The organism is Elizabethkingia miricola (assembly GCF_001675285.1).
GTDB classification, from domain to species: domain Bacteria; phylum Bacteroidota; class Bacteroidia; order Flavobacteriales; family Weeksellaceae; genus Elizabethkingia; species Elizabethkingia miricola.
On record NZ_LSGQ01000001.1, the window covers coordinates 534,635 to 546,337 of the forward strand.

The 11,703-nt window shown below is 35.8% G+C and carries 12 protein-coding genes; 6 read left to right on the forward strand and 6 right to left on the reverse strand.

From position 1 onward, the window contains the following. The first annotated feature begins 55 nt into the window (after positions 1-55). Both ATE49_RS02350 and ATE49_RS02355 read left to right on the forward strand, forming a co-directional pair. Positions 56-1,456, forward strand: coding sequence for an aminotransferase-like domain-containing protein (locus ATE49_RS02350; protein ID WP_065080922.1), 1,401 nt, complete (start codon positions 56-58; stop codon positions 1,454-1,456). Positions 1,457-1,538: 82 nt separating this feature from the next. Then, the gene (locus ATE49_RS02355) at positions 1,539-2,054 is read left to right on the forward strand and encodes a GNAT family N-acetyltransferase (RefSeq protein ID WP_065081010.1); all 516 of its coding nucleotides are present in this window, start codon (positions 1,539-1,541) and stop codon (positions 2,052-2,054) included. A gap of 87 nt (positions 2,055-2,141) precedes the next feature. Here ATE49_RS02355 and ATE49_RS02360 read toward each other — a convergent pair whose 3' ends face one another. Beyond that, on the reverse strand, positions 2,142-2,660 hold the full coding sequence (locus tag ATE49_RS02360) for a HEAT repeat domain-containing protein (protein WP_059154554.1): 519 nt from the start codon (positions 2,658-2,660) through the stop codon (positions 2,142-2,144). A gap of 293 nt (positions 2,661-2,953) precedes the next feature. On the opposite strand from ATE49_RS02360, the gene ATE49_RS02365 reads away from it, so the two are divergent. Further along, complete coding sequence (locus ATE49_RS02365; protein WP_065080923.1) at positions 2,954-5,818, forward strand: TonB-dependent receptor plug domain-containing protein; 2,865 nt, start codon at positions 2,954-2,956, stop codon at positions 5,816-5,818. 69 nt (positions 5,819-5,887) lie between these two features. On the opposite strand, the gene ATE49_RS02370 is transcribed toward ATE49_RS02365, so the two are convergent. The 3 genes from ATE49_RS02370 to ATE49_RS02380 form a co-directional block, all read right to left on the reverse strand. Beyond that, positions 5,888-6,190, reverse strand: a complete 303-nt coding sequence (locus ATE49_RS02370) for a hypothetical protein (RefSeq protein WP_065080924.1) — start codon at positions 6,188-6,190, stop codon at positions 5,888-5,890. A 31-nt stretch (positions 6,191-6,221) separates the two neighbouring features. Beyond that, positions 6,222-7,712 carry a serine hydrolase gene (locus ATE49_RS02375; RefSeq protein ID WP_065080925.1) on the reverse strand — a complete coding sequence of 497 codons (1,491 nt, stop codon included), beginning with the start codon at positions 7,710-7,712 and terminating at the stop codon, positions 6,222-6,224. 86 nt (positions 7,713-7,798) lie between these two features. Beyond that, positions 7,799-8,371: a helix-turn-helix domain-containing protein gene (locus tag ATE49_RS02380; protein ID WP_065080926.1), complete on the reverse strand. Its 573-nt coding sequence runs from the start codon at positions 8,369-8,371 to the stop codon at positions 7,799-7,801. Between the two features lie 147 nt (positions 8,372-8,518). Here ATE49_RS02380 and ATE49_RS02385 point away from each other — a divergent pair, with 147 nt between their 5' ends. Next, a complete protein-coding gene (locus tag ATE49_RS02385) occupies positions 8,519-9,427 on the forward strand; it encodes a type II CAAX endopeptidase family protein (RefSeq protein WP_065080927.1) in 909 nt (302 codons plus the stop codon). Positions 9,428-9,486: 59 nt separating this feature from the next. Here the strand turns inward: ATE49_RS02385 and ATE49_RS02390 are convergent, their stop codons facing one another. Next, positions 9,487-9,690, reverse strand: coding sequence for a hypothetical protein (locus ATE49_RS02390; RefSeq protein ID WP_065080928.1), 204 nt, complete (start codon positions 9,688-9,690; stop codon positions 9,487-9,489). A gap of 130 nt (positions 9,691-9,820) precedes the next feature. Here ATE49_RS02390 and ATE49_RS02395 point away from each other — a divergent pair, with 130 nt between their 5' ends. Beyond that, positions 9,821-10,015, forward strand: coding sequence for a bacteriocin-like protein (locus tag ATE49_RS02395; protein ID WP_065080929.1), 195 nt, complete (start codon positions 9,821-9,823; stop codon positions 10,013-10,015). A gap of 126 nt (positions 10,016-10,141) precedes the next feature. Continuing rightward, complete coding sequence (locus ATE49_RS02400) at positions 10,142-11,173, forward strand: serine hydrolase domain-containing protein (protein WP_065080930.1); 1,032 nt, start codon at positions 10,142-10,144, stop codon at positions 11,171-11,173. A 30-nt stretch (positions 11,174-11,203) separates the two neighbouring features. Here the strand turns inward: ATE49_RS02400 and ATE49_RS02405 are convergent, their stop codons facing one another. After that, the gene (locus tag ATE49_RS02405; protein ID WP_065080931.1) at positions 11,204-11,599 is read right to left on the reverse strand and encodes an RDD family protein; all 396 of its coding nucleotides are present in this window, start codon (positions 11,597-11,599) and stop codon (positions 11,204-11,206) included. Positions 11,600-11,703 lie beyond the last annotated feature (104 nt).

Here is an 11,703-nt window from a genome sequence, read left to right on the forward strand (position 1 = left end):
GATACAACCGGAATTATATTTACTACATTTACATTTCGGAGTTTTTGCCTGTATAATGAAGGATTATAAGTATAATATATTTACATCTGCTATTGAAGAGAATATCAATAAAGGAATATTAAAACCAGGAGACAGGCTTCCTTCGGTTAGGAATATAAAACAGGAATTTAGCCTGAGTACAAGCTCTGTACAAAGCGGTTATGATTATCTTGTATTCAAGGGCCTTATAATTAATCTTCCTCGACGTGGCTATAAAGTAGCATATATATCCACAGCAGATGAACAACATCCTATACCTACTCCTGTTCCCAGAGATCCGGTTTTTCATGAAAATATAACTCTGACCTCTGACATTGGTCGCCATACTGAATTTACGTCACTGAATACAGCTGCTCCCTCAGATCTTTTGATTCCTCAGAAACTCCTGCTGAGCACAATGCAAAAAGTTATTCGTGAGAAAGGAGCTACCTTACTTCGGTATTACCCGGCGAATGGATCGGAACAATTAAGAGACCTACTATCCAGACGGTCTGCCCGACATGGCGCGATGATTAACCCCGATGAAATAATCATTACAGACGGAGCTCTTCAGTCATTGTACATTGCACTGGCTGCTACGACAGAGCCGGGAGATATTGTTGCAGTTGAAAGCCCCTGTGTGTTTTCCGTTCTGGAAGTTATCGCAAATCTTCGGCTAAAAACAATTGAAATTCCGGTAAGTTACAAAAACGGTTTCGATATCGATTATCTTGAAAATACCTGCAAAAAGAATAGCATAAAAGCTATTGTACTGACCCCTAATTTTCACAATCCTACAGGCATTTTAATATCCGATAACCGGAAGAAAGAGATACTGATAATTGCTGATCAATACAATATTCCAATTATAGAAAATGATATATATGGCGATCTGCATTTCAGCAATTCCAGACCTTCCAATATCAAAAATCTTGATACTACAGGCAATGTCATTACTTATTCTTCATTTTCAAAAAGTCTGGCGCCCGGTATCAGGTTAGGTTGGATGTCTGCCGGCAGATTTTTCCCGAAAGCCGAACGTATAAAATTTTCACTTGGCAGATCTGTGTCTCCGTTTAATCAGGAAGTCATTAATCAGCTTCTCAATTCTCCCGGTTATGACAGGCATCTCAGATCTTTCCGTTTTCAACTGGAACAGCAGGCTTTAGCCTTGATAAATACCTTTAACCAATATTTGACTGACTCTTATACACCGGTTCCGCAAGGCGGCTATAGTATATGGAGCAGACTTCCTGAAAAGGTTGACATGAAAGAATTTTACAGTTATTGTGAAAAATACCGGCTGCATTTCACTCCGGGAAAAACATTTTCTTTTACCAATATTTATGACCATCATTTCCGGAGTATCTTCTCACAAAGGATAACTGATTCCGATCTTCAATCGATACAAAAGATTGGAGCTTTATTACCTAACTAGCTGTACCGATTATTTTGTAACATTCTGTACCTTGTACCGAAACAGAACTTCCTCTAATTTTACATCAAAATTTAAAACAAGAATGGATATAGCGGTAAGGTTTACTATAGGTTCCGAGGAAGGAGTTAATCAACTTTTAATGCTTCAGAATGCACAAATAAAAGGACGATATGAAAATGTAGTGGATACTGAACAACTCAATGATTATATTAAAGAACACCTGAATCATCGCAATACAATTAATGAACTAAACGATCTTAGTACTCAGCTACTCATCTTGTTTGTTGAAGATAAACCTGCAGGTTATACTATTATCCGAAACTCTTTTCAGCGGCCAGCAGTTCTGGAAGGAAAAAGAGTGATTAACTATGCTTCTTTCTATATTTTACCCGAATATGACAATATGGAAACAAGGCAGGCTTTGTGGAAAAAATGCCTTTCCATAGCCCGTACTTTTGATGAAGCTTGCTGGATAGAAACACTGGAGAACGATCCGTTGATTCCGTTTTTTGAAGAATCCGGATTTGCCATACATGAAAAATCGGTTATGGAGCCATTTGGGCAAGCTTCAGTTATATTGATAAAATATAACTATTAAGCAATTTGAACAGATTAAAAACTTAGTCTGTAAGTATATTCCCAACGCAATATTCCTCCAGAATTTTAATCAGGGTAAGCTGTATTTTTACTTCTTCACTTTTTTTAGTGCATCAAGATATTTTTTCTTTACACCATTGTCTTCCTCTTTCTCGGATAAGATTTCGATTTTGGGAAGTAAGGTTTTATTGTAATCCATTTTTAGTTTCAGGATTTCAGCCAGTGCGTAGGCTGTAGCCCATCGAACTACCGTTCCTTTATTTTCAGCATTTTGTAAAAGCCCCGCTATTGCCGGGGCTAATTTGTCAGCAAACTGCTTCGAAATATTCCCGATTACTTTAGCACTCTCCCATTTAACTCTCGGTTCTTCCTCTGCCAAAGTTTTTGTAACATAACTTAACAAAGAATCATCCGATGTAATCACAGATTTTTTAGTAGCATATTCTACAGCTTCTATACAGGTTGCCTTATTAGTTGAAGATTGTGTGTCTGCAAATGCCAATAATTCATCTACTGGTAGTTCCCGACTAATAAGCCACTCTCCAATTTGTGCAACTTTAGCCTTAGCTTTTATAGATTTGTCCTGAAAAATTTCTTCTAAACTCATATTCTTTGAGGCATTAAAATTACTTTATCATCTGTTTTTATCTTGGGACAATAATACTAAGAAATCCGATATCTGTCTGCAATATTTTCATTGGGCCAAACCAATACAATTATCTGTTTCTTTCATGTATAAAAACACAATGCAATGGATAAACATAAATCAATAACAATTAAATTAATTTAACATAATAAAATTAAATAAAACTAAAATAATCTGACAAAACGATATTAAAAATTTGATTTTACTATTTTTTTAATATTTTTATAAATAATTATTTCTAAAACTACACTAAGATGAACACAAATCACAAAAAAAGTATGGCCCTGGGGGTCGTATGCTTTCTCGCCGGAAACCTCTGTATCTACGCACAGGAAAAGGACACTTTGAAAAGCAAGACAATTGAGGAAGTAAAAATTACAATTGGCTCCCGAAACAAAGCCAGAGTTGCTACTGACACACCTGTTCCTATTGATGTTATTAATATTGGCCAGCAATCAGTTTTAAGTCCGCAAACAGATCTAACGCAGATTCTGAATTATGCAGCACCTTCTTTCACTTCTAATTCTTCCACAGTTGCAGACGGAACAGATCACATCGACCCGGCTCAGCTCAGAGGTTTAGGACCAGACCAGGTATTAGTATTATTAAATGGTAAAAGGCGGCATACCTCATCACTGGTGAACATCAATGGTACTCCCGGAAGAGGCTCTGTAGGTACTGACCTTAATGCCATACCTTCTTTTGCTATTGAAAGAGTTGAAGTACTGAGAGACGGTGCATCTGCACAATATGGCTCCGATGCAATTGCCGGAGTTATTAATGTGGTGATGAAGAAAAACACAAATCAATTTACAGCAGCTATTACCGCTGGAGCATTCAATTCCAAAGGATCTAACGACCACCAGAAAGGATGGGATGGAGATAAATACCAGCTAGACCTGAACTATGGAACAAAAATAGGTTCTAATGGCTTTATCAACTTTACAGGATCATTAATGAGCCGGGGTGACACCAGAAGAGCTAATGCTGCTACCGGAACTATTTTCAATGCCTATAACGCTATTGAACAAAGGGCTTTGCAAAATGGAGTAAATATCAATTCTCTGTTTTCAAATATCAGCAATACACCAAATTCCCAACGTATTATTGATTACATACACCAGTATGCCGGAAATGTAGGTTATTTCACCAGTGCGCAACAATCGGCTATTCAATCGGCTAACACTATATCAGCATTACAATCAGCTCTTAATTTTGATGTTACCGAAAACGAACTGGCCTACAGAGGACTTACAAGAAATGACTTCAATATGAGAATCGGTCAGTCTAAACTGAAAAGCGGTCAGCTATTCGTCAATTCCGAATTCGACATTACTTCCGGTATAAGAGGTTATGCATTCGGAGGTTATTCATATAGAGACGGGAATGCAGCCGGTTTCTTTAGAAGACCTAACCAAAGCAGGACTCTTACTTCTGTTTTTCCTAACGGATTCTTGCCAGAGATTGCATCCGCAGTTACCGACATCTCTTTTGCTGCGGGATTTAAAGGAAAAATAGGCAAAGTAAACTATGATATAAGCAATACTTTTGGACAAAACACATTTGATTATACGATTAAAAACACTACCAATTCTACAATGTCCTTCTCGGATAAAACAGAGTTTAAAGCTGGATCATTAGGTTTCTCCCAGAACACAATTAATGCTGATTTTGATACCAAGTTCAATTGGCTGAATGGTTTTAATCTCGCATTTGGTGCAGAAGCTCGTTTTGAAAATTTTAAAATAATTCAGGGTGAGGAATCTTCATGGGCGAGTTATGATATCAATGGAAATCTGGTAACACCTAAAACTGATGCTTCCTTAAAACCAACAGATTTTTACGGCAGCAGCAGACCTGGCGGCGCACAGGTATTCCCGGGATTTCGCCCGGAAAATGCTTTGAATAAAAGCAGACAATCAGTCGCCGCTTATATAGACTCAGAATTGGATATTACTGACAAATGGTTATTAAGTGCTGCTCTAAGATTCGAAAATTATTCGGACTTCGGCTCTACCTTTAATTATAAAATTGCAACACGTTACAAAATAACAAATAATCTGAACTTCAGAGCAGCTCATTCTACCGGATTCCGTGCACCTTCCTTACAACAGATTTATTTTAACTCTACTTCTACTCAGTTTGTTGGCGGTGTACCTTATGAAGTGGGAACTTTCTCTAACGATTCTGAAGCAGCCAAAATTCTCGGAATCCCATCTCTGAAGCAAGAGGAATCTAAAAGTTTCTCTGTAGGATTTACGGCTAAAATTCCGCAAGCCAATCTTACCTTCACCGTAGATGGCTATTACATCCGCATTAATGATAGAGTTGTACTTACGGATCAGTTCTCCAAACCGTCGGCACCTGGTACACCGGGATCTAATCAGGAAAAACTTTACAATGCTTTTGAACAGGCAGGCGCCAATGCAGCGACATTCTTTGCCAATGCTATTAATACTCAAACCAAAGGAATTGAAGCTGTAATTTCGCATAAAGCAAGATTTGGAGCCAAAACAATGCTTAATTCAGATTTCGCTTTGATGGTTGCCAAAACAAACAGAATCGGAGATATTAAGGGTTCAGACATATTAGTTAATGCAGGGCAAATCAACAGATATTACTCTGAAACCAGCAGAGTCTATCTGGAAGAAGCTATCCCAAGATTGAAGATGTCCCTGAACAATACTTTAGATTTAGGAAATCTAAGCTTCCTGATGCGAAATGTTTACTTTGGAAAAGTGACAGATCCTAATACTGTTGATGTTAATGGTGATGGTATTATTCAGGCTCAGGTAATTAACGGACAAGCTGTAGAAACAGAACATCCGGTGTGGGGAGGCAGGGTCGTAACAGACCTATCTGTTGGTTATAAATTCAATAAATCTATAAGATTAACAGTAGGCGCTAACAATATTTTCGATGTTTATCCGGATCTTAATTATGGCCCTGTAAATGCAAAAAGACCATCGGGTGTTGATGCTAACGGAAATATCACTTACCCGGCAACACCTGCAACAATTGACCTTTCCAATCAGAATCAGTTTGTATACTCCAGAAATGTATCTCAGTTTGGTATGAATGGAAGATTCCTTTTTGCAAGGATTAATTTGACTTTTTAATTCATCATACGATAAACAGGCTGCTTAAATTTTAAACAGCCTGTTTTATATTTTATAGAAAACTATTTTTTATTTATTTACTCCCTGAGGTTTTATGATTAAATATCTGGGATAGATTTGTGTTCTGTCGTAGCCATTTTGAAAATAAGTCCGCCCGGTAAAATTATCCTTATACATTTTACCCTCAGGAAACCAGCTATTATCCTTTGAAACAGGTTTTATAGATACAGAAAATCCAGGTGTATAATGTATACTATCTGAAAGACGTAAGTGATTAGAATTGTGCATTATATTCCTCTCTTTTACAGCAGGTATAACCTGTGCATAGCAAAGACTTGTACAAAACAGGATAACAGAAATAATCTTATTCATCTCAGTGTAATTTCTATAGATAAAAATAACATTATTTCTTCATTTCAATATCTACAATTCTTCTTCCTTGTTTCCCCAAATATTGGAGAATCAATTTTTCGTAAACTTTATAGCCTTCATCAGCGTTAGTAAATATCAGAATTCCGTTCTTTGTTTTTGGCAATACAAAAACAAGGCACCGTGCCCCGTTATCGGATCCGCCATGTGACAGAGCAAATTCGCCATTTCCCAAATCATATATTTCAAAGCCTAACCCAAAATATTTGTCCGTCCCTGTTTCCACCTGCTTTTTTATCATTTCCTGATAGACATCCGGTTTTAAATTGCCTCCTTTTAATACATTCACTAAAAAGTTCCCATAATCTTCTACCGTCGTGATCAGGTCATCTGCAGCATTGGCAGTTGTACTCTTTTCAATCGGGTAAGGTTTAACTTCTTTATCATATCCAATAGCAAACCTTGATTCATCAAAACTCTTATTCCAAATATAATCTGTATCCTTCATTCCCAAAGGCTGAAAAATAAGTTCATTAGCCAGTACCGGCAAAGGTTTTCCAAATTTATGTTCAAGAGCTTTCCTCAGGTATTCCATACCCTCCCCGGAATATTGGTATTTAGTTCCGGGGGTGAATTCAAAATTTAGTTTTTTATCTTTATTATTCCACCTCCAATTCGGGAATCCTGTCTGGTGTGAAAGAACAATTCTTGTGGTAAGCATCTTGCTTCTCGGATCATTTGCAATATCCGGATCTGTCCAATACTGATAAAGAGGCTCATCCAGCTTCCACTTTCCAAGACTGATGAGACGTAACGCCACCATTGCTGTTACAGGCTTTGTGAGCGAAGCTACATTGAAATAAGTATTATAAGGTGCAGAAATTCCTTTCTTTATTTCTCCAAAAACTTTTACTTGTTTCAATACCCCTTCCTCAATAATTCCTAATCCTAAAACCGGAATTTTGTTTTCTTTCAACCATGATTCGAGCTTCTGATCGTTTTCGAAGCCAGATCCCTCATTAATATTTTCTTTGGGTTGATGATCAAAGCTTAATGACCGGGAAAGCTTCCACTCTCCATTTTCCAGAAGCCACAAGTGTGTGAATTTAGCTGCTCCCGCTAATCTTTCTGGCTCTTTGTTTATTGTTTCGTAAAACCAATGATCACCATTCTGAACAGCACCATATAATCTCCCGTCTTTATACAGCGGATAAATAATTGTACTTCCATTAACCAGAGCACGTCTTGCACGAAATGTTTCCGGTTTACTGCATAAATTATTTCTGAGATCTGTTAAAAATTTCTTTTTATCCGCAAAGCCAGTTTTATCATGATAAAACTCAAAAGGCTCCTTTAGCAAACGTTCTGTCTGTTCTAAGTTACATGTATTAAATCCTACGGAAAAAAGCAGGCTGTCTTTAGCCATAATAGCTTTATACAATGTACTCTTCTGATCTGCCTGCGCATGAAGGACACTAAAAATTCCGATACCGGCAGAAATGAAAAAACGGGCATATTTTGTCATTGTTATTTTTTTACAAAGATTCTATTTTGGGATAAATTTCCGCTGAAAACAAACCCGACAAAAACCCGACAAAGCCCTGACAGAATTTACATCATGCTGAAATTCAGCTTATAGAATAATTTTTTATTCTTATCTATTTCTGCAGCATTACGCAAAATAATAAACAGATTAGACAGCACTATGAGAATCATCAACACTAATGTAAACTGACGGCCCAACTTTAGAAATACTCCCAATATAAATATAACAGGTGCTAATACTGTCCACATAATCTGAACAGAAATAATCTGCTTCACCAGATTGTTTTTTTGTTTCATTGTAAACATGAGTAATAAAGGAACTAAAATATTGAGAGGCGGCAACAAAATAAAAAGTACAGAAGACAAGTTAATAATTTTTACAGAGGTGTAGTTTACGTCGGTAAACTCTTCTTTTAGTCTTATTTCATCTTTAGAAATCTCTGTTTCAGAAACAATCATCTTGTCTTGCAGTGAATATTCTTCTACATCTAATGCCCTAGCCAAAGCCCTTAATGTATGGCCTTTAGGTTCGGTTCCGGCTTCAATACGCTGAATGGTTCTGACAGATATTTTTGATTTCTCCGACAACTCTTCCTGTGTCAGGTTTTTCAATTCTCTGGCAGTTTTTAATTTGGACATAATTCAGAAATGTTTCTGCAGACTAAATTACAGTTTTTTCAATATTCCTGACAGATATATGTGTAACAGAAAAACATTAATATAAAAAACAAGTCAATCAATAAAATAAATGTAATTTTAATAAAATTAATCACACCAAATCTATTTATGGAAAATACTTTAACCTCCAAGCCGGAGATCAGAAAGAATATTACTACTTATCTGGGACTAACACTTCTCTTATGTATTCCCGTTTATTATATGTGCATCCGGACCGGACAACTTGGTGGCGGTGCTATATCTTACGCTATGATTATAATGTGGTGTCCTGCTATTGCTGCTCTGCTTACCTGTCGTATCCGGAAAATTCCTATTGCATCTTTAGGCTGGAAATGGGGGCTCACAAAATATCAGTTATTGGCTTTTGCAATCCCACTACTCTATTCAGCCGTACCTTATCTGGTGGTTTGGATAAGTGGTGTTGGTGGTTTTTACAATCATGAGTTTGTAGCTGAAACAGCTAAAGGAATGGGATGGAATTTACCTGACGGACTTGTAATCTTTTTATACATTCTGTTAATGGGTAGTTTTGGAATGATCCGGTCTATGAGCTCTGCTCTGGGTGAAGAAATTGGCTGGCGGGGATTCCTTACCCCACAACTGGCAAAAATGAATTCCTATACTTCTACTTCTTTATGGATGGGTGTTATCTGGTCTCTTTACCATTATCCACTTCTGCTTTTTTCCAACTATAATACAGGTGGTCCTAAATGGCTGGCATTAATCTGTTTCACGGTTATGATCTTTGCCTGCTGCTTTATTTTCACCTGGTTCCGCATGAAATCTGGCAGCCTATGGACTGGTGTTATTTTACATGCCAGTCATAATCTATTTATACAAGCTATACTTACACCACTTACAATAGATAATGGAAAAACGATGTATTATATAGATGAATTTGGAATTGGTCTGCCTATTGCGACTTCAATAGTAGCTTTCTATTTCTGGAGAAAAAGAAAAGAATTACCACGCTTACAGGAAGAAGACTCTTCTTCAAATACGCCTATTACAGCATAGAATTGCATTATAAAAGGAACTCAAAAAGTTCCTTTATTTTTTTATAGAATAATGCTGATTTATTTCCAGAAAATAAGTCTTCCGGCAACTCCGATGCGGTAAAAGATTTTATCTTCGCCCTCCAGCTTTTCCAAAATTGGTTTTACCTCCTGAAAAGGGATATCCAGATCATAACACATCGCAGCAGCATAGGTCCCGCAGTTCCCCCCAGTATTAGTCTTCTTTGCTTTTAGAATCTCAATAATCTTTTCTTCCAGTTCCATTCTGCAAAAATACGACTATTATTCCCGGAAAGTAAAGGCTTTTTATTTCTCTACTAATATTTTATTAATTTTTTATCACAACCATGTGAATAATTAGTATATTTACTTTTCAACCAAATAAATATTCAATATGAAAAATCTAAAAAAGATCACAAGAAATGAACTTAAGTCTGTTTTGGGAGGCCAGCCTGGCTTCGTAGAACTTGGTGGCGGAGGCATCGGTCCAAAATGCCCTAAATATATGCATATGGAAGAAAGTGTAGCTTATTGTGATCCTGATGTAAATCCAAGTGATGACTGCAAACCAAAATGTGTAAGAGACTAATAAATCTTATATAAATTTTATCACAAAAATAGTTTTTACAAGGAGATAAATTTTTATCTCCTTTTGTTATACATTGTGTACAAGCATATTAGCTTTATTCATAATTTTGATATTCCAAGTACCAATATGAAAAAGCTATTATTTCTAACTGTGCTGAGTCACATATTTTATTCAGCCCAAATAAAAACTTATACTGAGAAAAATCTTAGCATACCATATTTCGAAAACAGAATTAAAAAGGTTATGGATTCCCTGCAAGTACCTGGAATGTCTGTCGCAATCATTAATAATGGTAAAATTGTATACAATAAAGGATTTGGAGTTTCAGACATTAAGCAGAAAAAACAAGTTACCAATCACACCTTTTTTGAAGCCGCTTCTCTATCCAAACCTATTTTCAGCTATTTTGTTTTAAAGCTTGTACATGAGGGAAAACTAAATTTAGACGATCCTTTGTATAAATATTTACCGGCTGATAATATCAGTGACGAACGTTATAAAAAAATTACAGCCAGAATGGTTCTGAGCCATACAACAGGGTTACCTAACTGGAGTGAAACCACACCAATCCCATTACTATTCAATCCTGGTGAAAAATTCTCGTATTCCGGTGAAGCGTTTGTATACCTGGCCAAAGTCATTGCTAAAATTACCAATACCAATCTTCAGAATCTCGATCAGGTTTTCCAACAAAAGGTTGCCAAAAAACTTGGTTTGGAAAATTTTCATTTTGTAATAACAAAAGAAGCTGAATACAATCAGGCAACTGGATACCAAAATAGACAACAAGTAAAAGATATCAGAGATCGAGCAATATTTGACCCCGCTGGTGGCCTTTATGCCAACACATCAAATTATACACAATTCCTTATTAAACTCATGAAGCAAAAAAAGGATTATAAAGAGATGTTCACCTCAGCATCCCGTCTGGATGATAATGACCCAATAAAAAGCTACTTTGGAATACAAAACTGGACACTGGGGCTGGCTGTGGTCAAAATTAAAAATTCAATTAATTACTGGCATGGCGGAAATAACCTTGGCTTTACCTCATCATTTATGATTAACCCGGAAAAAGAATTCGGTTATGTATTTTTCACCAATGCCGACCAATGCAATGACATGAAGAAAGTTTTTGAAGATATCCTGTGGAGATAACTTAATATTAATACTCTCATAAATACTCTGTCAACCTCGTTTAATAACTTCAGTTTTTGCCAGAATATCATGTAAAGGTTTATATTTAGGAATAAGAATAAAGAACAAATCAAATGGAAATAATCTTATAAGTGTGCGAATAATAGCTGATAAAAGCCGATTTTTATTATATACTATTTTTAGTTTAAAAATTTTCTTTCCTAATGTTTTTGAAAAAATATATTCACACAAAAAGAAATATAACAAAGCATTAATTAAAAATAAAAATCTAAAATTTTGAATTATATACAACAAACTTAATCGAAAAAGATCTGAAGAAATATATCTATACAATGAAAAAATAATTATCTGAGATGTTGTAATAAAATAAATATCAAATATATAAGCCAAACCTCTTCTAAAAAAATCAATAATTTTATCTTCCAATCTTATTATTTTTAATATTTAAACTTGAGTATAATTCAAACCTCTAATATAACATTTAGTTTTATTTATTAAAAAAAAAGAACCTTCCTTCGGAAGATTCTTTT